Origin of the sequence: Mycobacterium sp. E796 (genome assembly GCF_001672815.1) — a bacterium.
GTDB lineage: Bacteria > Actinomycetota > Actinomycetes > Mycobacteriales > Mycobacteriaceae > Mycobacterium.
This window is the reverse complement of record NZ_LZKK01000107.1, coordinates 51,820-72,807: the sequence shown is the minus strand read 5'-3', so window position 1 is coordinate 72,807 and position 20,988 is coordinate 51,820. Positions and strand designations below refer to the sequence as shown.

The 20,988-nt window shown below is 70.2% G+C and carries 20 protein-coding genes and 1 riboswitch; of the genes, 5 read left to right on the top strand and 15 right to left on the bottom strand.

What is annotated here, in order from left to right:
* Window positions 1–828: a serine protease gene (locus A5706_RS08910; RefSeq protein ID WP_068129182.1), complete on the bottom strand. Its 828-nt coding sequence runs from the start codon at window positions 826–828 to the stop codon at window positions 1–3.
* Window positions 829–1,044: 216 nt separating this feature from the next.
* On the opposite strand from A5706_RS08910, the gene A5706_RS08905 reads away from it, so the two are divergent.
* The 3 genes from A5706_RS08905 to A5706_RS08895 are packed head-to-tail and all read left to right on the top strand — an operon-like array spanning window position 1,045 to window position 3,814.
* On the top strand, window positions 1,045–2,016 hold the full coding sequence (locus tag A5706_RS08905; protein WP_068129181.1) for a proteasome assembly chaperone family protein: 972 nt from the start codon (window positions 1,045–1,047) through the stop codon (window positions 2,014–2,016).
* A 46-nt stretch (window positions 2,017–2,062) separates the two neighbouring features.
* On the top strand, window positions 2,063–3,094 hold the full coding sequence (locus A5706_RS08900) for an alpha/beta fold hydrolase (RefSeq protein WP_068129179.1): 1,032 nt from the start codon (window positions 2,063–2,065) through the stop codon (window positions 3,092–3,094).
* Between the two features lie 33 nt (window positions 3,095–3,127).
* Window positions 3,128–3,814, top strand: coding sequence for a PhzF family phenazine biosynthesis protein (locus tag A5706_RS08895; RefSeq protein WP_068129178.1), 687 nt, complete (start codon window positions 3,128–3,130; stop codon window positions 3,812–3,814).
* A 2-nt stretch (window positions 3,815–3,816) separates the two neighbouring features.
* On the opposite strand, the gene A5706_RS08890 is transcribed toward A5706_RS08895, so the two are convergent.
* From A5706_RS08890 to A5706_RS08880, 3 genes are all read right to left on the bottom strand, one after another.
* Window positions 3,817–4,302: a peroxynitrite isomerase gene (locus A5706_RS08890; protein ID WP_068129176.1), complete on the bottom strand. Its 486-nt coding sequence runs from the start codon at window positions 4,300–4,302 to the stop codon at window positions 3,817–3,819.
* A gap of 10 nt (window positions 4,303–4,312) precedes the next feature.
* Window positions 4,313–4,792, bottom strand: a complete 480-nt coding sequence (gene nrdR, locus A5706_RS08885) for a transcriptional regulator NrdR (protein WP_068107252.1) — start codon at window positions 4,790–4,792, stop codon at window positions 4,313–4,315.
* 66 nt (window positions 4,793–4,858) lie between these two features.
* A complete protein-coding gene (locus tag A5706_RS08880; protein ID WP_068129175.1) occupies window positions 4,859–5,353 on the bottom strand; it encodes a LysM peptidoglycan-binding domain-containing protein in 495 nt (164 codons plus the stop codon).
* Window positions 5,354–5,655: 302 nt separating this feature from the next.
* Between A5706_RS08880 and lexA the strand changes: the two genes are divergently transcribed.
* Entirely contained in the window at window positions 5,656–6,342 is a 687-nt protein-coding gene (gene lexA / locus A5706_RS08875) for a transcriptional repressor LexA (RefSeq protein ID WP_068129173.1), read from the top strand.
* Window positions 6,343–6,350: 8 nt separating this feature from the next.
* Here lexA and A5706_RS08870 read toward each other — a convergent pair whose 3' ends face one another.
* The 7 genes from A5706_RS08870 to A5706_RS08840 all read right to left on the bottom strand — a co-directional run bounded on the left by A5706_RS08870 (window position 6,351) and on the right by A5706_RS08840 (window position 15,113).
* Window positions 6,351–8,525, bottom strand: a complete 2,175-nt coding sequence (locus A5706_RS08870; RefSeq protein WP_068129171.1) for an LGFP repeat-containing protein — start codon at window positions 8,523–8,525, stop codon at window positions 6,351–6,353.
* Between the two features lie 403 nt (window positions 8,526–8,928).
* Window positions 8,929–10,089, bottom strand: a complete 1,161-nt coding sequence (locus A5706_RS08865) for an acyl-CoA dehydrogenase family protein (RefSeq protein WP_068129168.1) — start codon at window positions 10,087–10,089, stop codon at window positions 8,929–8,931.
* Between the two features lie 91 nt (window positions 10,090–10,180).
* On the bottom strand, window positions 10,181–11,608 hold the full coding sequence (hflX, locus tag A5706_RS08860) for a GTPase HflX (protein WP_068129166.1): 1,428 nt from the start codon (window positions 11,606–11,608) through the stop codon (window positions 10,181–10,183).
* 46 nt (window positions 11,609–11,654) lie between these two features.
* Window positions 11,655–12,527, bottom strand: coding sequence for a diaminopimelate epimerase (dapF, locus tag A5706_RS08855; protein WP_068129164.1), 873 nt, complete (start codon window positions 12,525–12,527; stop codon window positions 11,655–11,657).
* Window positions 12,528–12,532: 5 nt separating this feature from the next.
* Window positions 12,533–13,450 carry a tRNA (adenosine(37)-N6)-dimethylallyltransferase MiaA gene (gene miaA, locus A5706_RS08850; RefSeq protein WP_068129162.1) on the bottom strand — a complete coding sequence of 306 codons (918 nt, stop codon included), beginning with the start codon at window positions 13,448–13,450 and terminating at the stop codon, window positions 12,533–12,535.
* Complete coding sequence (locus tag A5706_RS08845) at window positions 13,447–14,130, bottom strand: hypothetical protein (RefSeq protein WP_068129160.1); 684 nt, start codon at window positions 14,128–14,130, stop codon at window positions 13,447–13,449. Before A5706_RS08845 ends, miaA begins: the two co-directional genes overlap by 4 nt.
* 20 nt (window positions 14,131–14,150) lie before the next feature.
* Window positions 14,151–15,113 carry a DMT family transporter gene (locus tag A5706_RS08840; RefSeq protein WP_197517791.1) on the bottom strand — a complete coding sequence of 321 codons (963 nt, stop codon included), beginning with the start codon at window positions 15,111–15,113 and terminating at the stop codon, window positions 14,151–14,153.
* Between the two features lie 519 nt (window positions 15,114–15,632).
* Between A5706_RS08840 and A5706_RS08835 the strand changes: the two genes are divergently transcribed.
* Window positions 15,633–16,964 carry a DUF349 domain-containing protein gene (locus A5706_RS08835; protein WP_068129158.1) on the top strand — a complete coding sequence of 444 codons (1,332 nt, stop codon included), beginning with the start codon at window positions 15,633–15,635 and terminating at the stop codon, window positions 16,962–16,964.
* On the opposite strand, the gene A5706_RS08830 is transcribed toward A5706_RS08835, so the two are convergent.
* From A5706_RS08830 to recA, 4 genes are read right to left on the bottom strand one after another with little or no spacing between them, the layout of a single operon-like run.
* Window positions 16,961–17,563 carry a hypothetical protein gene (locus A5706_RS08830; RefSeq protein ID WP_068129156.1) on the bottom strand — a complete coding sequence of 201 codons (603 nt, stop codon included), beginning with the start codon at window positions 17,561–17,563 and terminating at the stop codon, window positions 16,961–16,963. The genes A5706_RS08835 and A5706_RS08830 overlap by 4 nt on opposite strands.
* Window positions 17,551–19,068 (bottom strand): tRNA (N6-isopentenyl adenosine(37)-C2)-methylthiotransferase MiaB, encoded by a 1,518-nt coding sequence (miaB, locus tag A5706_RS08825; RefSeq protein WP_068129212.1) that lies wholly within the window; start codon window positions 19,066–19,068, stop codon window positions 17,551–17,553. The genes A5706_RS08830 and miaB overlap by 13 nt, the downstream gene beginning before the upstream one ends.
* 54 nt (window positions 19,069–19,122) lie before the next feature.
* Complete coding sequence (gene recX, locus A5706_RS08820; RefSeq protein WP_068129154.1) at window positions 19,123–19,644, bottom strand: recombination regulator RecX; 522 nt, start codon at window positions 19,642–19,644, stop codon at window positions 19,123–19,125.
* Window positions 19,610–20,650 carry a recombinase RecA gene (recA, locus tag A5706_RS08815; protein WP_067009078.1) on the bottom strand — a complete coding sequence of 347 codons (1,041 nt, stop codon included), beginning with the start codon at window positions 20,648–20,650 and terminating at the stop codon, window positions 19,610–19,612. Before recA ends, recX begins: the two co-directional genes overlap by 35 nt.
* 166 nt (window positions 20,651–20,816) lie before the next feature.
* Window positions 20,817–20,950, top strand: a riboswitch (cobalamin riboswitch).
* The last annotated feature ends 38 nt before the right edge of the window (window positions 20,951–20,988 follow it).

Here is a 20,988-nt window from a genome sequence, read left to right as displayed (position 1 = left end):
CTAGCAGCTGTCGTCGAGGTCGTTCGGGACCCGGTCGCCCGGGCCGCCGGCCTCGGCGCGGGCCAACAGCTGCGCGGTTTGAGCGTCGAACGGCGCCGAGTAGGACACGTTCGCGGCGCACCCGCCGCGCTCGAAACCGCCGATCAGCCCGGTGAGCGTGGTGCCGCTCACCCACGGCGCCCCGCTGGTGCCGTCCACCAGGCCCTCGCAGGCCAGCGAGGGAAACCCGCTGTCGTTGACCGAGGTGCTGGCCTGGCAGCCGATCGGCGAGCCGCCCACCCCGGCCGCATACCCCAGCACGGTGACGTGGCTGCCCGGCGGAGGCGCGACGCCCAGCGTCAGCGCCAGGCCGACGTACGACTCGACCGACCCGCCGGCGTCGTTGCTCACCCGGGCGATCGCGTAGTCCGCGTGCGGATCCTTGCCCGAAACCCAGCGCGGATCCAGATAGACGGCGTCGGCCTTCCACACGTCGGCGGGCGCGGGCGCCGCGTCACCGGCCAGACCGGGAACGAAGGTCATCTTGGCCGCACCGGCCAGGCAGTGCGCCGCGGTGATCATGAGATTCCCGGTCGCCGAATGGATTACGGAACCCGTGCAGACGTGCAGCGGGCCGTCGTTGATGAAGATCGCGCCGACGCGCCGGTCCGGGTCCACCGGGCCCGCGACCGCCTTCTGCTGGGGCTGGCTGAGTCGCTGGACGAGCGGCCCGGTCGCCACGGGGACGGACACCACCGGGCGCGCCGCAGGCTCGGCCGGCCGGGTGCACGACGTCAACAACGTCAGCAGGCCGACCCCCGAGCACAGCAGCAGCGTCCGTATGCGCATTTCGTGTCCATCATGCCTGACCACGGGGTGTCAGGCAGACCACATCCCCTCCCCGCGCGCCGCCGCGTTTGCTGGCCGACATGCGGATTACGTTCGCGGGTTGGGGCGTTTCGAAGGTGAAGACTGCAGGGTGTTAGCTGTTCCATTGTTGGTGCCCGCCGATTCGGGGGACACTGGTCAGGGCACCCTGGAGCAACCCCCGAAAGGAGGAGACCGATGGCCCGCGAGCAAAACCAAGGCGACGAGTACGACCAGCCAGGACAGTCCGGCATGTACGAGCTGGAGTTCCCGGCGCCCCAGTTGTCGACGGCCGACGGCCGCGGCCCGGTTTTGGTGCACGCCTTGGAGGGCTTCTCCGACGCCGGCCACGCGATACGGCTGGCCGCCACCCACCTGAAGGCCGCGCTGGACACCGAACTGGTCGCGTCGTTCGCGATCGACGAATTGCTGGATTACCGCTCGCGGCGGCCGCTGATGACGTTCAAGACCGACCACTTCACCAGCTACGACGATCCGGAACTGAGCCTGTACGCCCTGCGCGACAGCGTCGGCACGCCGTTTCTGCTGCTGGCCGGCATGGAACCCGACCTGAAGTGGGAGCGTTTCATCACCGCGGTGCGGCTGCTGGCCGAGCGGCTGGGTGTGCGGCGCACGATCGGCCTGGGCACGGTCCCGATGGCGGTCCCGCACACCCGCCCGATCACGCTGACCGCCCATTCCAACGACAAGGAACTGATCGCCGACTTCCAGCCCTGGATCTCGGAGATCCAGGTCCCCGGCAGCGCGTCCAACCTGCTCGAATACCGGATGGCCCAGCACGGTCACGAAGTCGTCGGGTTCACCGTGCACGTCCCGCACTACCTGACCCAGACCGACTACCCGGCGGCCGCGCAGGCGCTGCTGGAGCAGGTGGCCAAGAGCGGCTCGCTGGAGCTGCCGCTGTCGGCGCTGACCGAAGCCGCGGCGGAGATTCGCGCCAAGATCGACGAGCAGGTTCAGGCGAGCGCGGAGGTGGCTCAAGTGGTGGCCGCGCTCGAGCGCCAGTACGATGCCTTCATCGACGCTCAGGAGAACAGGTCGTTACTAACTCACGACGAGGATCTCCCCAGCGGCGACGAGCTTGGCGCAGAGTTCGAGCGATTCCTTGCCCAACAGGCAGAGAAGAAGAACGACGACGACCAGGCGTGAGGACTCAAAACGCCCATAGCCCGGGCCGACACCAAGGTTGGCGGAGATGACCGAGCGGAAGCGCAAGAGCAACCTTCGCCCAGTGCGTGAAGTCACGGCGCCCACGCTCGAGTTCCGCACCATTCACGGCTACCGGCGGGCCTATCGCATCGCCGGTTCCGGGCCGGCGATTCTGCTGCTCCACGGCATCGGCGACAACTCCACCACCTGGAATGCCGTGCAGGCCAAGCTCGCCCAGCGGTTCACCGTCATCGCCCCCGACCTGCTGGGCCACGGCAAGTCCGACAAGCCGCGCGCCGATTACTCGGCGGCCGCCTACGCGAACGGCATGCGCGACCTGCTGTCGGTCCTCGATATCGAGCGGGTGACCATCATCGGCCATTCGCTGGGCGGCGGCGTGGCCATGCAGTTCGCCTACCAGTTCCCGCATTTGGTCGACCGGCTGATCCTGGTCGCCGCGGGCGGCGTCACCAAGGACGTCAACGTCGTGTTCCGGCTGGCCTCGTTGCCGATGGGCAGCGAGGCGCTGGCGCTGCTGCGGCTGCCCCTCGTGCTGCCGGCGGTTCAGCTGGCGGGGAAGCTGGCCGGGCTGGCGATCGGGTCGACCGCGCTGGGCCACGACCTGCCCAACGTGCTGCGCATCCTCGACGACCTGCCGGAGCCGACGGCCTCAGCGGCGTTCAGCCGCACGCTGCGGGCGGTCGTGGACTGGCGGGGGCAGATCGTCACGATGCTCGACCGATGTTATTTGACCGAGGCCATCCCCGTGCAGATCGTCTGGGGCACCAAGGATGTGGTGGTTCCGGTCCGGCACGCCTGGATGGCGCACGCCGCGATGCCCGGCTCGCGTCTCGAGATCTTCGAGGGTTCGGGCCACTTCCCCTTCCACGACGACCCGGCCCGCTTCATCGACGTCGTCCAGCGCTTCATCGACAGCACCGCGCCCGCCGAATACGACCAGGCCGCCCTTCGGGCGCTGCTGCGCAGCGGGGGCGGCGAGAAGACGGTCACGGGTCCGGCCGACACCCGCGTCGCTGTCCTGAACGCCATGGGCTCCGACGAGCGCAGCGCCACCTGATAAAGACGTTGACCGGCGCCGTACAGTCGGGTCATGGGCATCGACGTCACGGTGTTGCGGGTTTTCACCGACGCGGACGGCAATTTCGGTAATCGCCTCGGTGTGGTTGACGCCGCCGCGGTCCCGCCCCCGGACCGGCAGCGGCTCGCGACCCAATTGGGCTACGCCGAAACGGTTTTCGTCGATATTCCGGCCGCCGGCTCGGCCACCGCGCACGCGCGGATTTACACGCCGCGCGTCGAACTTCCGTTCGCCGGGCACCCGACCGTCGGCGCGTCGTGGTGGCTGCGCGACAACGGTACGCCGATCAAGACGCTGCACGTGGCGGCCGGCCTCGTGCAGGTGAGCTATCAGGGCGACCTGACCGGTGTCAGCGCCCGCGCGGAGTGGGCACCGGAAGTGGCCATCCACGAATTCGATTCGGCCGACGACGTTCTCGCCGCCGACCCGGCCGACTTCCCGGACGACACCGCGCACTACCTGTGGGCCTGGGTCGACCGGGACGCCGGGACTCTGCGCACCCGCGGGTTTTTCGCGAACCTCGGGGTGCCGGAGGACGAGGCGACCGGCTCGGCGGCGATGCGGCTCACCGACTACCTCAGCCGCGACCTGCGCATCACCCAGGGCAAGGGCTCGTTCATCGAAACCGCGTGGAACGCCGAGGGCTGGGTCGGGGTGGCCGGACGCGTCGTCAACGACGGTGTCCGACGGGTCGACTGAGCTCAGCCCTGCCGGTGCAGGACGGCCACGAGGTGGTCCTGCAGGGGTTGCCCCACGCCGCCCATGCGCAGCGTGTAGGACAGCTCGTCGCCGCCGACGCGCAGCGAACGGCCAAGGGCGGTCACCTCTTTGGCGCTCGGCGCCAGCCCGATCGCCGTGCTCGACAGCTCCAGCTCGATGAGGCCGTCGGTCACGGCGTAGGTCCCGGTTTCGATCTCGGTGATGCCGTTCGGATGGGCGACGATCAGCTCGACGCTGCCCGGGCGGGGCACGCGAAGATACCCCGTTTCGCCGTGTAGCGGCCTGCCGTCGGCCACCGCCTTGGTCTTTTGCCCGTAGGCCAGAAACGGCTTGCCGACGTGGGAGAAAACGACTTCCTCGACATACTCGAACGGCTGGATCGTCGGATAGAAGCCCGAGCCGCGACCGGACCACGTCCCCAGCAGGGGTGCCAACGCCTCCAGATCGGGATGCAGGTCGGGCGGCATGGAGGCCAGCCTAGCGAGTGGCCGGCTCCGGATCCGTCGGCGCATTGCGGTGCGCGCGCAGCGCCTCGATCTCGCGCTCGAAGTCCTCGGCGGATGAAAACGACCGGTACACCGAGGCGAACCGCAGGTATGCCACCTCGTCGAGGTCGCGCAGCGGGCCGAGGATGGCCAGGCCGACCTCGTGGCTGGGCACCTCGGGCGACCCGGCGGCGCGAACGGTGTCTTCGACTTGCTGGGCAAGCAGATTCAGCGCGTCGTCATCGACCTGGCGGCCCTGGCAGGCCCGCCGGACGCCGCTGATGACCTTCTCCCTGCTGAAGGGCTCGGTGACGCCGCTGCGTTTGACCACGGCCAGCACGGCGGTCTCGACGGTGGTGAAGCGCCGCCCGCACTCGGGGCAGGAGCGTCGGCGCCGGATCGCCTGGCCCTCATCGGTTTCCCGCGAGTCGATCACCCGGGAATCCGGATGGCGGCAGAACGGACAGTGCATGACCGCTCCTTCGCCGTACTCACCTGCGGGGCCGCAGAACACCCCGAGCGTACCGCGACGCGGGTATCAGCCGACCGGCGCGATCAGCGTCTGGCCGGCGGCCAGCGCGGGCGAGTTCAGGTCGTTGAGCTCGCGGATCCGATCGGCAACCTGGCGGGCCGGAGCGTCCGGCGCCACCCGGTGGGCGACGTCCTGCAGGGACTCGCCGGGCTCGACCCGCACGACGGCCAGCCGATCCGGCACGGCGGCAGCCGATCCCCCCGAGTCGCCGTTGACCGCCTGCCCGAAGTTGGCGACCAGCCCCAGCCACAGGGTGATGACCCCGGCGACCAGCGCCAGCCCCAGCGTCGTGGCCAGCGTCACGGGACGCCTGCGATGCGGGGCGACGGACATCGCAACGCCGGTGCCGTGGTAGCGCAGCGGCGCGCCGGCCGGCCTGGACGGGCCCGGCCGGCGCGGGCCGGTCAGGCCGTCGCGCCTGGGGTAAAGCCCCGGCACCGGCCCGTTGACCGGGCGCCGAACGCTGCTGGTACGCGGCGAGACGGTGTAGGTGATTGTCATCTTGCGTTCCTCCGGTCAGGTTGTTCTCGCTCGTGTGTTCGACTATATCGCTCATGTGTTCGATATCCGAACATTTGAGCGAAGCGTGTCGAGCAAGCAAAACGCTAGACCGCACCACCGACAAATCCGGAAGCGCGACCTCTGACATGCAGCACAGGTACCCGGTCTCCGCAAAAGTTACACACATGTGATTCAGCAGCTATAGGGTCTTGACGCCCCGGCTCAAGGGTCTTTGGACCCCCGGCGACACGCCAGTCGAACACATGTTTGATTCTTGGCCGCCCTGCCGCTACATTCAACCCATGAGCGACAGCAACGACACTCCCTCGATCAGCTCATCCGTCGATTCCTCGCTGACCGAGCGGCAGCGCACCATCCTGAACGTCATCCGCGAGTCGGTCACCACCCGCGGCTATCCCCCGAGCATCAGGGAAATCGGCGACGCCGTCGGCCTGACGTCGACGTCGTCGGTGGCCCACCAACTGCGCACGCTGGAGCGCAAGGGCTACCTGCGCCGCGACCCGAACCGGCCGCGGGCCGTGGACGTCCGCGGCAGCGAGGAGACCATCGAGGCGGCGCCCGTCACCGACGTCGCCGGCTCGGACGCGCTGCCGGAACCCAGCTACGTGCCGGTGCTCGGGCGCATCGCCGCCGGCGGACCGATCCTCGCCGAGGAGGCCGTCGAGGACGTCTTCCCGCTGCCTCGCGAGCTGGTCGGCGAGGGCACCCTGTTCCTGCTCAAGGTCGTGGGCGACTCGATGGTCGAGGCGGCGATCTGCGACGGCGACTGGGTGGTGGTGCGCCAGCAGCACGTCGCCGACAACGGCGACATCGTCGCCGCCATGATCGACGGCGAGGCCACCGTCAAGACGTTCAAGCGCGCGGGCGGTCAGGTGTGGCTGATGCCGCACAACCCGGCGTTCGACCCCATACCGGGCAACGACGCGACCGTGCTCGGCAAGGTCGTCACCGTGATCCGCAAGGTGTAGCGGCCGACTCAGTCGGCCTTGATGAAGCCGTTGGCCTGGGCGACTTCCTCACTGGCCAACCAGATTTCGGCCAGCGTGTCGTGGTAGAGCTCGCTGCCCGGGGTGTAGTACAGCCCGAAGCGTGCGCTGGCCTTGATCGGGTAGCCGTCGGGCGCCTGGTAGGGATCCTCCAGCGGCAGGTGGATCGTCGGGCGCCCACCGGCGACCGGGGCGGCGTTGGTCGCATCGGCGGCCGATTCCGGCAACTCTTCCTCGTCTGTGGCCGCGTGGCGTCCGGTTCGGGGCTCCGTCGCCCCTAGCGCCCCCGCGGCGGCCGCGGCGTCGGCGGCGCCGTCCGGGGGTTCCGGTTCGGGATATTCGGCGTCCGGTTCCTCGGCAACCGGCACCTCACCGACGTAGGCGGCCTCCGGCGGGGTGCGCGGAACCGCGACGTCCGGGTAACCGGGATCCGCGTACTCGTCGTCCTCGTAGCCGGCCAGGTACTCGGTGCCCGTGTAGTCGACGTCCTCGGCGGCCACCTCGGGGTATCCGGGCTCCGCCTCGGGGACGTCGTCATAGCCGGCCTCCGCCAGCGTCGCCCCCGAGGCGAGGGGGATGGAATCGGTGTCCACCGCGTCGGGGTCTTCGTCCTCGTCGAGAGCCCCGGCGTCGGCCCCGCGGGTCCAACTGACTCGCGGCGCCGGCCCGGCATCATCCGGCAGCTGATGCTCCGGCTGCTCGATGCCGAACGGGGCGTAGTCGGTGGCCGCCTCCGCCTCGTCGTGGCCCCAGTGGTCGTTGCCCGGGGTGTCATAGCCGGCGGCAGCCAGGTCGCGCTCGGGCTCGTAGGCCCCGGTGTCGCCGGAGCCACGCCGACGCCGGCGGCGGCGCCAGGTGAACGCCAGCAGCACCGCGAGCAGGATCAGCAGCAGAACCGGGATCGCGGCCAGCAGCCACCACCATTGCCAGGTGAACTTGTTGGCGTGCGAGGGCATCGCCGCGGTGCTCGGCTGGTTCTGCCCGGACACCTGCAGGCCGGACAGCAACGGAGCGAGGTTGGACGGGTCGGTGCTGAACGAGTTCTTCGCCCGGTTCCAGGAGATCTTGCCGCCGGTGAACTGCTGCGACACCACGTCGCCGTCCACGGCCTGGTCGCCGACCGGGGCGCCCAGCTTGCCGCTCGGACCGCGCAGCTTGTCCCACGCGGCCTTCATCGCGCCGCGCACGACGAACGCGCCGTGGTCGGAGGTCCAGAAGATGACCGGCTTGTCGGCCGCGGCGAACGTGGCGATCCGGCTGGCCGGGCCGATGCCGCCGTCGGCCTCGTTGGCGGTGGGGAAACCCAGGTCGCTGCCGGCCGGGCCGCCCAGCGACTCGTACTTGGCGAGGATGTCGGTCTCGAGGGCGTTGGCCCCGGTGGCCGGGCTGAAGAACACCTTCCCGTTCGCGAAGTTCTGCGCGACCCCGTCGCCGCCGATGGGATAGGGCCCGCCCTGCTTGGCGCCCAACGGGCCGCCGGCGCCGCCGGCCGCGCGCCAGGCCATGTTGATGGCCGCGTTCGGATCGATGGCTACTTGCAGGCCCTTGAGCTGGTCGGCCAGCGTCGCCGGGTTGGTGGTGAACTCCTTGGTTTTCCTGTTCCAGGAGATCTCGCCGCCGCTGAACTTCTGGGAAGTGACTTCACCGGCGTAGGTCTCGTCGCCGACCGGCGCGCCGAGCACGCCACCCGAGCTGCCGAGCTTGTCCCAGGCGGCATTCAGCGCGCCGCGCACAACGAACGCGCCGTGGTCGGACGTCCAGAAAATCACCGGCTTGTCGCTGGCCGAGAAGGTGGCCACGCGGCTGTCGGGTCCGGCCAGGCCGGGCACCTCGTTGATGGTGGGGAAGCCGAGATCGCTGCCGGCCGGGCCGCCGAGCGACTCGTATTTGTCCAGGATCGGCCCGTAGACGAACTTGGCGCCGGTGTCGGTGGTGTAGAACATCTTGCCGCCGTCGAAGTCCAGCGCGAACCCGTCGCCGGCGGGGTACACGTCGCCCTTGCGGGCGCCGAGCGGTGAGGTGTCGCCGCCGGCCTTCTCCCAGGCGGCCATCATGGCGGCCTCGGCATCGCCGATCGGGGACGCCGAGGCGGCGGGGGCCAGCAGCGCGGCCGCCATCACCGCGGTCGCCATGCCGACCAGCGCGCGCCCGATCAGCCTGCGCATTCGACCCCTCTGCCCGTTCACCAAGCCTCCCAGGCCCGTATACCTGGCCATGCCGCACCTGCAGACCCGTTACGAACCGTGATATCGCCGGGCTCGCATAACTTTGCCCTTGCCGGGGAGAAATGCGAAGTCAAATCACGAAAATTGCGAAAACGGAGACCGCGCCGATGTCGAAATGATGCCGGAGCATGCCCGAACCGCGACCAACCACGGCTTCCGGCGCCCCGATCGCCCGTTTGCCGATGTGCCACGATGCACTCGGTATACGAGAAACGCATGTGCCGACGGTACGTGAAGCCATTAGCTGGCCGTCAATCTACCCGGCCAATAGACCAATTGGGCCTTTCATCATCCGGGCCCCCGAACGGCCGCGCCTGGTGTCCTTGCGCGGCAACCACATTGCTCAGACGCCCAGGCTGCGGCCGATGATCTCCTTCATGATCTCGGTCGTGCCGCCGTAGATCGTCTGCACCCGCGCGTCCAGATAGGCTCGGGCGACGGGGTATTCGCGCATGTAGCCGTAGCCACCGTGCAGCTGCAGGCAGCGGTCGATCAAGTGCACCTGCTTCTCGGTGGCATACCACTTGGCCATCGCGGCCTGCTCGGCCGTCAGCTTCCCGTCCAGGTGCAAGCGGACGAACTCGTCGACCATGATGCGCACCACGGTGGCCTCGGTGGCCAGCTCCGCGAGCAGGAATCGGCTGTTCTGGAAGCTGCCGATGGGCTTGCCAAAGGCCTTGCGCTCCTTGGTGTATTGCAGCGTCTGCTCCAGCACGCCTTCCATCGCCGCGGCCGCCATGACCGCGATGTTGATCCGCTCCTGCGGCAGGTTCTGCATGAGGTAGATGAACCCCATGCCCTCCTCGCCGAGCAGGTTCTCGGCCGGCACCTTGACGTCGCTGAACGACAGCTCGGCGGTGTCCTGGGCGTCCAGGCCGATCTTGTCCAGGTGGCGACCCCGTTCGAAGCCCTCCATGCCGCGCTCGACAACCAGCAGACTGAAGCCCTGCGCGCCCTTCTCGGGGTCGGTCTGGGCGACCACGATCACCAGGTCGGAGTTGATTCCGTTGGTAATGAACGTCTTTGACCCGTTCAGCACGTAGTGGTCGCCCTGCTTGACCGCGCGGGTCTTGATGCCCTGCAGGTCGCTGCCGGTTCCCGGCTCGGTCATCGCGATCGCGGTGATCATCTCCCCGGTGCAGAACTTGGGCAGCCAGCGCTGCTTCTGTTCCTCGTTGGCCAGCTTCAGCAGGTACGGCGCGATGATGTCGTTGTGCAACCCGAAGCCGATGCCGCTGTAGCGCCCGAGAGTGGTCTCCTCGGTGATGATCGTGTTGTAGCGGAAGTCGGGGTTGCCTCCCCCGCCGTACTCCTCGGGCACCGCCATGCCCAGGAAGCCCTGCTTGCCGGCCTCCAGCCACACGCCGCGGTCGACGATCTTCGCCTTCTCCCATTCCTCGTGGTAGGGCGCCACGTGGCGGTCGAGGAAGCCGCGGTAGGACTCGCGGAACAAATCGTGCTCGGGCTCGAAAAGGGTGCGCTGGTACTTGATGGCACTGCCCATGGATGACCTCCGCTGACCTACGGGCGACTGGGACTCTGCCGTCAAGATATACCAACCAGCCGGTTGGTCGGCGGTCGGCGGGGTCGCGGCGCTAGGGTGTGGCGAACTCGCGCAGGCTGGCGGCCAGCGCGACGGGAACGCGGGCGCGGATGCGGGTGCCGTCGGCGTTGTGCTCCTCCTGCTGCACTCGCCCACCGGCGTGCAGCCGGGCCACCAGGTCGCCGCGGTCGTAGGGGATCACGACGTCGACGGCGGTGTCGGTGGGGGCGGCGAGCTCGGTCATCCGCCGCCGCAAGGCGTCGATACCCTCGCCGGTGTGCGCGGACACGAACACCGCCCCGGGCAGCCCGTGCCGAAGCTTGGCCAGCGCCAGGTCGCTCGCGGCGTCCACTTTGTTGACCACCAGCAGCTCGGGCGGCGCGTCGCCGTGATGATCGGCGACAACTTCCGAGATGACCTGGCGGACCGCGTTGATCTGGGCGATCGGGTTGACGTCGGAGCCGTCGACCACGTGCACCAGCAGGTCGGCGTCGACGACCTCCTCGAGGGTGGAGCGGAACGCCTCGACCAGCTGGGTGGGCAGGTGGCGCACGAAGCCAACGGTGTCGGTGAGCACGGCCGGGCGCCCGTCGGCCAACTCCGCGCGCCGGGTGGTGGGCTCCAGGGTGGCGAACAGCGCGTCCTGTACCAGCACCCCGGCCCCGGTCAGCGCGTTGAGCAGGCTGGATTTGCCGGCGTTGGTGTAGCCGACGATCGCGATGGACGGGACGTCGCTCGCCAGCCGGCGGCTGCGCTGGGTGTCCCGGGCTTGCTTCATGTCCTTGATCTCGCGGCGCAGCTTGCTCATCCGTTCGCGGATGCGGCGCCGGTCGGTCTCGATCTTGGTCTCACCGGGACCGCGCAGCCCCACGCCGCCGCCGCTGCCGCCGGCGCGGCCGCCGGCCTGCCGGGACATCGACTCACCCCAGCCGCGCAGCCGCGGCAGCATGTATTCCATCTGGGCCAGCGACACCTGGGCCTTGCCCTCCCGGCTGGTGGCGTGCTGGGCGAAGATGTCCAGGATCAGCGCAGTGCGGTCGATGACCTTGACCTTGACGGCCTTTTCCAGCGCGGTCAGCTGCGCCGGGGACAGCTCGCCGTCGCAGATGACGGTGTCGGCGCCGGTGGCCAGGACCACCTCGCGCAGCTCGGCGGCCTTGCCGGAGCCGATGTAGGTCGACGGGTCGGGCCGGTCGCGGCGCTGGATGAGGCCCTCGAGCACCTGAGAGCCGGCGGTTTCGGCCAGGGCCGCCAACTCGGCCATGCTGGCCTGGTTGTCGGCGGCGCTGCCCTCGGTCCAAACGCCCACCAACACCACGCGCTCGAGGCGCAGCTGGCGGTACTCGACCTCGGAGACGTCGGCGAGTTCGGTGGACAGCCCCGCGACCCGGCGCAGCGCCGATCGGTCCTCGAGGGCGAGTTCGCCCGCACTGGGCTCTAGATCCGGTTGGTCGGTAAAGGGAGTTTCGGGATTCGTCATAGGCAATTAGCAATAGTGCACGCTAAATCGGTGCAGCGCACCTGATTTAACGCTCCTGGGCGCGCCACCATTCCTCGCTGATCTCGCCGCGGGCCACCAGCACCGACGGTCCGCGCAAGTAGCTGGTGGCGTCGGTGACGGTGACGACGACGTCGCCGCCGGGCACCCGCACGGTGAGCGTCCCGGTGTCCGCGCCCCCGTCGGCCAGCGCGGCGACGGCGGCTGCGACCGTCCCGGTGCCGCACGAGCGGGTCTCGCCGACGCCGCGCTCGTGCACGCGCATCCGCACCATCCCGTCGACCGGCGACGTGAGCACCTCGACGTTGACCCCCTCGGGGAACTGCTCGTGGTCGAACTGCACCGGCGCGCCGATGTCGAGGGCCGCCAGCCCTTCGGCGTCGAGCTGCGGGTCCACGCAGGCCAGGTGCGGGTTGCCGACGTCAACCGCCAGCCCGGCAAACCGCCTGCCGCCCACTATCGCCTCCCCCGCCCCGAGCCGGTTCGCCTTGCCCATGTCGACGGTGACGTCGGCGGCGGTGTCGCCGGCGTGGTGCAGGGTGACCGGGCGCGCGCCGGCCAGCGACCCGACGACGAACTCGTCGCGGGATTCCAGGCCGGCGGCCCGCAGGTAGTGTGCGAACACCCGCACGCCGTTGCCGCACATCTGCGCGGTCGACCCGTCGGCGTTGCGGTAGTCCATGTACCAGTCGCCGGCGCCGACGCCGTCCGGCAGGCGCTCGAGCACGCCGGCCGCCTCCGCGGCGCCCGCGGTGGTGATCCGCAGCACCCCGTCGGCGCCCAGCCCCCGGCGCCGGTCGCAGAGCGCGGCCACCCGGGCGGCGCTCAGCGCCAGCGCGGCGTCGAGGTCGGGCAGTAGCACGAAGTCGTTCTGCGTGCCGTGGCCCTTGGCGAAGAGCATGCAGTTCAGGGTACTTGTCGCCACGCCTGCAACGCTTCGTCGACGAGCCCAGCGGCATTGGCATCCAGCCAGTGCACCCGATGGTCCCGGCGAAACCACGACCGTTGGCGCCGCACGTAGCGGCGGGTGCCCACGTAGGTCTGCTCGCGCGCGTCGCGCAGCAGATCTTCCGAGCCGCCGGCGTCGAGGGCCGCCAGCACCTGCGCGTAGCCCAGGGCGCGCGAGGCGGTGACCCCGTCGCGCAGGCCGTCGCCCAGCAGGCCGCGGACCTCGTCGAGGAGGCCCTGCTCGAACATGGCGTCGGTGCGGTGGGCCAACCTCTCGTCGAGAAGCGTTGTGTCGCAATCTAATCCGACGATGACGGTGTCCCAGCGCGGGGCGCCGATGCGCGGCGCGGAGGCGGCGAAGGGTTGCCCCGTGAGCTCGACAACCTCCAGGGCGCGCACCGTGCGCCGGCCGTCGGTGGGCAGGATCGCCGCGGCCGCCGCCGGGTCCCGGCGGGCCAGCTCGGCGTGCAACTCCCCCACCCCCACCTCGGCGAGCCGCCGCTCCCAGCGGGCCCGTACCGCAGGGTCGGTCGCCGGGAACGACCAGTCGTCCAGCAGGGACTGAACGTAGAGCATCGAGCCGCCCACGATCACCGGCACGGCGCCGCGGGCGGCGATCGCTTCGATGTCCGCGGAGGCGGCCGCCTGGTAGCGGGCGACGGCGGCGGTCTCGGTGACGTGCAGGACGTCGAGCTGATGATGCGGGATGCCGCGGCGCTGTTCGACGGGCAGCTTGGCGGTGCCGATGTCCATGCCGCGGTAGAGCTGCATGGCGTCGGCGTTCACGATCTCCGCGCCGAGCCGCTCGGAGACATCCAGCGCCAGCTGCGACTTGCCGGTGCCGGTAGGCCCGATGATCGCGAGCGGTCGGTTCATGGCTGCCAGAAGCCGGCGAAATAGCCCACGCCGTAGGGTGCACCCCGGTAGAGCTCCTTGGCCGACCGCGGCCCCGGCTCGGTGAGGCCGGCCAACACCCCGAACGCGACCCGCCCCAGGATCTGCGGCGGCAACTGGGCCAGGGCGGCGGCATCGCCGTCGGCCAGCGCGTCGTCCAACGCCAGCTGCGCCTCGGCGTCTTCCGGGCGATGGCCCCCGGGGGCCGCCGGTGTGAGGGTGTTCGCGCCGTCGGCCACCACCAGCACGCCGACGGGTTCGGGCACCCGGTCGATCTCCGCGCGCAGACGCCGGCCGTGGGCCAGCGCCGTGCCGGGGTCGTGGTCGCCGCGGTAGACGTGGACCCGCACGCTGGCGTCGGGCCGGGCCTGGCCGCGCGCCCAGCCGGCCAGCAGCGCGCACAACGGGAGTTCGGCGGCCCGGGCGGCCTGCGGCGACAGCCGCACCGGCACGTCGACGCCGAAGCCGGCGAACGTGCCGCTGCAGTCGGGCCCGACGACCTCGTCGACCGGGCCCGTGCCGATCGCCACCCAGCGCGGCGGCAACAGGGCGGCCGCGGCAAGGGCCGCCGCAGTCAGGTCGGCCACCTCGGCGGCGGCCGCTCCGGTCAGCTCGGGAACGAGCACCGGCGCAGCGGGAACGATCGCGATGGCGCTCAGCACGCAACCACACTAACCAGGCGCTACGTGATGGTCGGGCTGCTCTCCGCCGTTGGCGGTGGGACCGGGGGGACATCGTGCGCGGCCAACGTCTCGCGCGCCTCCACGACGTCTCGGCCCGCCTCCGCCGCGATCGAGGCGGCCTCGCCGCGCGCCAGCGCGACCGTCGCGATGATCACCAGGGCCACCGCCGAAATCAGCACGAGCGCGGCGGGGCCCTTGGTGTAGAGCGTCTCGCCGAGCACCGTGACCCCGAGCACGCCGGCGACCACCGGCTTGGCCACGGTCATCGTCGGCAAGGACGCCGTCAGCGCGCCGGCGCGGAAGGCGGACTGCTGAAAGATCATGCCGCACAAGGCGACCGCCAGCCAGGGATAGAACTCGGGCGCGCTGAACACCGCACCCGCGCCCTCCTCGGCCACCTCGACGACGCCCTTGGTCAGCACCGCGAACAGCGCCAACGACGAACCCGCCACCAACGCCAGCAGCACCGCCGCGACCGGACGACCCTTCCAGATCCCGGCCCCCACCACGCACAGCACCAGCGTGGGGCCCATCACCGCGGCCACGATGAGCCACGTCTCGAGCGGCGCCCGCTGGTTACCGGCCGTCGGGTCGCCGACGATGATCACCACGGCCAATGCCGCCGCCAGCACCACCGCCCAGACCCACTCCCATCGGGTCACCCGTTGCCTCGTCAGGCGTGCGTAGATCGGCAACGCGAAGAGCAGCGCGGTCACCTGCAGCGACGTCACGAGGACCACCGACCCCCACGCCAGCGCAGCGGCTTGCAGGCTGTAGTTGGTGATCGCGGCCAGCCCGCCAATCCACCACCGCTTGTCGCGCAACGACATGCGGAACAGCTCGAGGTGGCCGACGTCCTTGTCGGTGATCTCGTGCGCGGACCGCTGCCGGATCACGTCGCCGACCGCGGAGGCCAGCGCCGCGCACAAGGCGATCAGCGCGGCGACGTCAACTTTCGACATGGAGACCCCTCACCAGCGTTCCGCCCGAAAGCCGTATGTACACGTGCCGTTACCTAACAGTTCAACGACCACTGTAGTGGGGCGCGCCGGGGTCTCGACCCCAGCGAACCCCGGCGATCCGTCGACGAACCGGGCCGCACCTGCGAAAAACCCCCGGGAAATTGCGCGATTCGGCCATCGCGATCACCCCTCGGAAGCCACTGCGAGAAAACGACCATCGGCCTGTGCCACCGTACCGGGCCGAGCGCCGCCGCCAAATGGTCTGAGCGACGGTGGAATCGAACCGTTATCCCCGGTGCGCCGGGTCCCGCCCAGGGCGGTGTGTTGGCCCGGCCCGGCGTTTGCGAAGCTAGCCGACGCGGGGGAAGGCCGGGTGCGCCAAAACAGTAGGCGCGCTTCGCCCGCCAAGCTGCTTGAATACTGTTGGAAACGGTCAAAGAGCGTTAAGGGAGCCGCCACGCGCGGCAGGCGCGCGGAACACCACCGCGCGAAAGTTGCAGAAGGGTTGGTGACGAGCGCATGACGTCCGACGAGCCCGGCAGCAACGCCTCACCCAAGCCGGTGCCGCGCCCGGGCCCGCGCCCCGGACCCCGGCCCGTGAGCCCCGGGCCGCGACCCGCCCCGGTGGCCGCCCATCCGTCCAGCGATCCGCACCGGTTCGGCCGTGTCGACGACGACGGCACCGTCTGGCTGATCAGTTCGGCCGGCGAACGCATCGTCGGTTCGTGGCAGGCCGGCGACCGCGAGGCCGCCTTCGCCCACTTCGGACGGCGCTTCGACGACCTGAGCACCGAGGTCACGCTCATGGAGGAGCGGCTGGTGTCGGGCACCGGGGACGCCCGCAAGATCAGGGCGCACGCGTCGGCGCTGTCCGAGACGTTGCCGACCGCGAGCGTCCTCGGTGACGTCGACGGGCTCGCGGCCCGGTTGGCCGGCCTGGTCGAGCGCGCCGACGCGGCCATCGCCGAGGGCCGCTCGAAGCGCGAGGAGCATCGGGCCGCCCAGACCGCCCGCAAGGAGGCCCTGGCCGCCGAGGCGGAAGACCTGGCCGCCAACGCGACACAGTGGAAGGCCGCCGGCGACCGGTTGCGCGCGATCCTCGACGAGTGGAAGACGATCAGCGGCCTGGACCGCAAAGTCGACGACGCGCTGTGGAAGCGCTATTCGGCGGCGCGGGACACCTTCAACCGGCGGCGGGGTTCCCATTTCGCCGAGCTGGACCGGGAGCGGTCGGGGGTCCGGCAGTCCAAGGAACGGCTCTGCGAGCGCGCCGAGGAACTGTCCTATTCGACGGACTGGACCGCCACCAGCGCCGAGTTCCGCAAGCTGCTGACGGAGTGGAAGGCGGCCGGGCGGGCGACCAGGGAGATCGACGACGCCCTGTGGCGGCGCTTCAAGGCGGCCCAGGATTGCTTCTTCACCGCCCGCAACGCGGCGGCGGCGGAAAAGGACGCCGAGTTTCGCGCCAACGCCACCGCCAAGGAGGCGCTGCTGGCGGAGGCGGAGAAGATCGACACCAGCAACCTCGACGCGGCGCGGGCGGCCTTGCGGTCCATCGCCGACAAGTGGGATGCCATCGGGAAGGTGCCGCGGGAACGCTCCGCCGAGCTGGAGCGGCGCCTGCGCGCGGTCGAGAAGAAGGTGCGGGAGGCCGGCGACGCGGATTGGTCCGACCCGCAGGCGCAGGCCCGCGCCGAGCAGTTCCGCACCCGCGCCGAGCAGTACGAACAGCAGGCGCAAAAGGCCGCGGCGGCCGGCCGGACCAAGGAGGCCGACGAGGCCAGGGCCAACGCCGAACAGTGGCGGCAGTGGGCCGACGCGGCCGCCGCGGCGCTGACGCGCCGGTCCTAGCCTTTCGGCGGGGACTCGGGGTCGTCCGGCTTGTCGAGGGTGTCCAGCAGGGTCATCGACTGCCGCTGGGCGGCGACCCGGCGCCGCTCCTCCTCGGCGGCCAGCTGCACGACGGTGCGCGCCCAGACCAGGCGGGCCCAGTGAAACGTCAGCACCATCACGGTGATCCAGGCGACGACCAGCCCCACGCCCGGCCCGGGATGCCCGGCGGCCACGGTCTGGCGCGACCAGATCGCCAACAGCCCCGCGCCGCACGCGATCGCCGAGCCCGCCAGCGCCACCCAGGCCAGCGCCCAGCGCCGTGTCATCAGCGCCAGCATCGAAAAGCCCACGCCGAACACCAGCGCCAGCCAGGCGAACACACGCGACGGGAGGGACACGGCGGCGGCGCCGGCGCCGTGGCTGGAGAACAGCACGTCCCAGCCCCGCACGTGCCCGGTGTGCGGCAGGATGAACGACGCCAGCAGCACGAACACCAGGATCGCGACCACCAAAGCCCTTGGGCCGGGCTCGATCTCGCCGGCCACCCGGCGTTCGGCGGCGTCGATTTCGGTCCGCAGCGCGTCGATGTCGGTGTGTTCTTTCTTCATCGGGCACATCCCAGGGGTTCGAGCGGATCGGTGGCCGGCCCGACGGCCGGCAGGCCCAGGCCGATCGTGCGCGGGCGCCGCCCGGCGGCGTGGGCGTCGCCCGCCCGGGTGCGGCGGTGGCCGAGGATGCCGGCGTCGGCGATGAGGTGGTGCGGCGCGGCCCCGGTGATCTCCGCGGTGACGATGTCGCCGGGCCGGACCTGGTCGTTCGAGGCTTCGGAACAGGCTTCGAAACAGGAAAAGTGCACCAGCCGGCCGTCGCGCGCGCGCCCGGTCATGCGCGCCGTGCGGGCGTCCTTGCGCCCTTCGCCGGTGGCGACCAGCAATTCGACGGTCTGTCCGACCAGCGCGCGGTTGCCCTCCAGCGAGATCTGCTCCTGCAGCTCGACCAGCCGCTCGTAGCGTTCCTGCACAACGGCTTTCGGTAACTGGCCGTCGAAGTCGGCGGCGGGGGTGCCGGGCCGCTTGGAGTACTGGAAGGTGAACGCCGCCGCGAAGCGGGCCTGCCGCACGACGTCGAGCGTGGCGGCGAAGTCCTCTTCGGTCTCGCCGGGAAACCCGACGATCAGGTCCGTGGTGATCGCGGCGTGCGGCATGGCCGCCCTCACGCGCTCGATGATGCCCAGGTAGCGCTCGGCACGGTAGGAGCGGCGCATCGCGCGCAACACCCGGTCGGATCCGGACTGCAGCGGCATGTGCAGCGCCGGGCAGACGTTGGGTGTCTGCGCCATCGCCTCGATGACGTCGTCGGTGAACTCGGCCGGGTGCGGCGAGGTGAACCGCACGCGTTCCAGCCCGTCGATGCGCCCGCAGGCGCGCAGCAACTCGGCGAAGGCGCCGCGATCGCGGGGCTGCGCGGAGTCGGCGAAGGAAACGCCGTAGGCGTTGACGTTCTGGCCCAGCAGGGTGATTTCGAGCACGCCGTCGTCGACCAGCGATTGGACCTCGGCGAGGATGTCGGCCGGGCTGCGGTCGACCTCCTTGCCGCGCAGCGACGGCACGATGCAGAACGTGCAGGTGTTGTTGCACCCGACGGAGATGGAAACCCAAGCGGCATAAGCGGATTCGCGCGCGCTCGGCAGCGACGACGGGAACTGCTGCAGCGCCTCGGCGATCTCCACCTGCGCGACCCTGTTGTGCCGGGCGCGGTCGAGCAGCGTCGGCAGCGATCCGATGTTGTGCGTGCCGAACACGACGTCGACCCACGGCGCCTTGCGCAGTAGCGCGTCGCGGTCCTTTTGGGCCAGGCACCCCCCGACGGCGATCTGCATGTCGGGATTGCCGCGCTTGCGCGGGGCCAGGTGGCTGAGGTTGCCGTACAGCTTGTTGTCGGCGTTCTCCCGCACGGCGCAGGTGTTGAACACCACCACGTCGGCGTCGACCCCGTCGGCGGCCCGCAGGTAGCCGGCCGCCTCCAGCAGGCCCGCCAACCGCTCCGAGTCGTGGACGTTCATCTGGCAGCCGTAGGTGCGCACCTGATAGGTACGCGCTCCCGAGACGTCTCGGGCCACCATCGAAGTCACGGGGCTATGGTACGGCGACCGGGGTCGGCCGAATGAACCCCCAGCTCAGACCCGGCGGCGCTCCCGTTCGGCGGCCAGCTCGGCGAGCACCACCTCGCAGGCCAGGTTCTGGCCGTAGCCGCGGCGCGCCAGCATCCCCACCAGCCGGCGACTCAGCCGCGCGTCGTCGTCGCTGAGCGTCTCGCGCCGCAGCTTGGCCCGCACCAGCTCTTCGGCGCGGTCCCGCTCGGCGGCGGCATCGATCCCGGCCAGCGCGGCGCCGATCAGCTCTTTGCCGACGCCCTTGGTCCGCAGCTCAGCGGCCAACGCGCGCCGGCTCTTTCCCGCCTTGGCCCGCCGGGACTCGACCCACTGCTCGGCGAACTCGGCGTCGTTCACCAGGCCGACGGCGGTCAGCCGGTCGAGCACCCGCTCGGCGACGTCGTCGGGATATCCGCGTTTGGACAGCTGGCCGGACAGCTCGGCCCGGGTACGCGATCTCGCGGTGAGCAGGCGCAGGCACAGCGCCCGCGCCTGCTCCTCGCGGGAGGGCTCAGAAATCGACGGGGGCGGGCAAGACGTCGTCATCGGTCACCACGGCGCCAATGCCGAGCTTTTCCTTGATCTTCTTCTCGATCTCGTTGGCGATGTCGGCGTTTTCCATCAGGAAGGTGCGCACGTTCTCCTTGCCCTGGCCGAGTTGTTCGCCCTCGTAGGTGAACCACGAACCGGACTTGCGGATGAAGCCCTGATCCACCCCCATGTCGATCAGCGAGCCCTCCCGGCTGATGCCGCGGCCGTAGAGGATGTCGAATTCGGCCTGCTTGAACGGCGGCGACACCTTGTTCTTGACGACCTTGACCCGGGTGCGGTTACCGACCGCGTTGGTGCCGTCCTTGAGCGTCTCGATCCGGCGCACGTCCATGCGCACCGACGCGTAGAACTTCAAAGCCTTTCCGCCCGTGGTGGTTTCGGGGCTGCCGAACATGACGCCGATCTTCTCCCGGAGCTGGTTGATGAAGATCGCCGTGGTTCCCGAGTTGTTGAGCGCGCCGGTCATCTTGCGCAGCGCCTGACTCATCAGCCGGGCCTGCAGCCCGACGTGGCTGTCGCCCATCTCGCCCTCGAGCTCCGCGCGCGGCACCAGGGCCGCCACCGAGTCGATGACCAAGATGTCCAGGGCGCCGGAACGGATCAGCATGTCGGCGATCTCCAGCGCCTGCTCACCGGTGTCCGGCTGGCTGACCAGCAGCGAGTCGGTGTCGACGCCGAGCTTCTTGGCGTAATCCGGGTCCAGGGCGTGCTCGGCGTCGATGAACGCCGCGACGCCACCGGCGGCCTGGGCGTTGGCCACCGCGTGCAGCGCGACGGTGGTCTTACCCGAGGACTCCGGGCCGTAGATCTCCACGACCCGGCCACGTGGCAGGCCGCCGATGCCCAATGCCACGTCCAGTGCGATGGATCCCGTCGGGATGACCGAGATCGGCTGGCGCATCTCGTCGCCGAGACGCATCACCGAGCCTTTGCCGTAGCTCTTCTCGATCTGGGCCATCGCCAGCTCGAGGGCTTTTTCGCGGTCGGGGGCTTGCGTCATGGTGCCTCTTCCTATCGTCGTTGGGTTCTTCTGACCGGTATCGGTCGGTTGGCGGTGACCCTAGGCGCGGGGTCCGACAAGTCCCCGAACGCTCACCACAGTAGACGAACACCTGTTCGATTCAAGGTGACACGCCGGGCGCCCGACGGCGTGTGGCAACATTTGCTACCGACAAGGCGCTGACGGGGCTGACAACCTTGAGGAAACCGGTGCGAATCCGGTGCGGTCCCGCCACTGTGATCGGGGACGGACACGTCCCGACCCGAGAGCCAGATACTCACCGTCAGCGCTTCCTCACGAGAACTGGGGCGGATTTCCCCAGAGAGGGTTGGCTGCGC

Bases quoted from the DNA above. Each gene is read 5' to 3' on its own strand.
- miaA (WP_068129162.1), bottom strand. From the start codon at position 13,450: ATGAACCGACCGCTCGCGATCATCGGGCCTACCGGCACCGGCAAGTCG.
- lexA (WP_068129173.1), top strand. From the start codon at position 5,656: ATGAGCGACAGCAACGACACTCCCTCGATCAGCTCATCCGTCGATTCC.
- miaB (WP_068129212.1), bottom strand. From the start codon at position 19,068: ATGGTGGCCCGAGACGTCTCGGGAGCGCGTACCTATCAGGTGCGCACC.
- A5706_RS08870 (WP_068129171.1), bottom strand. From the start codon at position 8,525: ATGCGCAGGCTGATCGGGCGCGCGCTGGTCGGCATGGCGACCGCGGTG.
- A5706_RS08830 (WP_068129156.1), bottom strand. From the start codon at position 17,563: ATGTGCCCGATGAAGAAAGAACACACCGACATCGACGCGCTGCGGACC.
- A5706_RS08910 (WP_068129182.1), bottom strand. From the start codon at position 828: ATGCGCATACGGACGCTGCTGCTGTGCTCGGGGGTCGGCCTGCTGACG.
- A5706_RS08890 (WP_068129176.1), bottom strand. From the start codon at position 4,302: ATGCCGCCCGACCTGCATCCCGATCTGGAGGCGTTGGCACCCCTGCTG.
- A5706_RS08835 (WP_068129158.1), top strand. From the start codon at position 15,633: ATGACGTCCGACGAGCCCGGCAGCAACGCCTCACCCAAGCCGGTGCCG.
- A5706_RS08880 (WP_068129175.1), bottom strand. From the start codon at position 5,353: ATGACAATCACCTACACCGTCTCGCCGCGTACCAGCAGCGTTCGGCGC.
- dapF (WP_068129164.1), bottom strand. From the start codon at position 12,527: ATGCTCTTCGCCAAGGGCCACGGCACGCAGAACGACTTCGTGCTACTG.
- A5706_RS08900 (WP_068129179.1), top strand. From the start codon at position 2,063: ATGACCGAGCGGAAGCGCAAGAGCAACCTTCGCCCAGTGCGTGAAGTC.
- recX (WP_068129154.1), bottom strand. From the start codon at position 19,644: ATGACGACGTCTTGCCCGCCCCCGTCGATTTCTGAGCCCTCCCGCGAG.
- A5706_RS08905 (WP_068129181.1), top strand. From the start codon at position 1,045: ATGGCCCGCGAGCAAAACCAAGGCGACGAGTACGACCAGCCAGGACAG.
- hflX (WP_068129166.1), bottom strand. From the start codon at position 11,608: ATGACGAATCCCGAAACTCCCTTTACCGACCAACCGGATCTAGAGCCC.
- nrdR (WP_068107252.1), bottom strand. From the start codon at position 4,792: ATGCACTGTCCGTTCTGCCGCCATCCGGATTCCCGGGTGATCGACTCG.
- A5706_RS08895 (WP_068129178.1), top strand. From the start codon at position 3,128: ATGGGCATCGACGTCACGGTGTTGCGGGTTTTCACCGACGCGGACGGC.
- A5706_RS08865 (WP_068129168.1), bottom strand. From the start codon at position 10,089: ATGGGCAGTGCCATCAAGTACCAGCGCACCCTTTTCGAGCCCGAGCAC.
- recA (WP_067009078.1), bottom strand. From the start codon at position 20,650: ATGACGCAAGCCCCCGACCGCGAAAAAGCCCTCGAGCTGGCGATGGCC.
- A5706_RS08840 (WP_197517791.1), bottom strand. From the start codon at position 15,113: ATGTCGAAAGTTGACGTCGCCGCGCTGATCGCCTTGTGCGCGGCGCTG.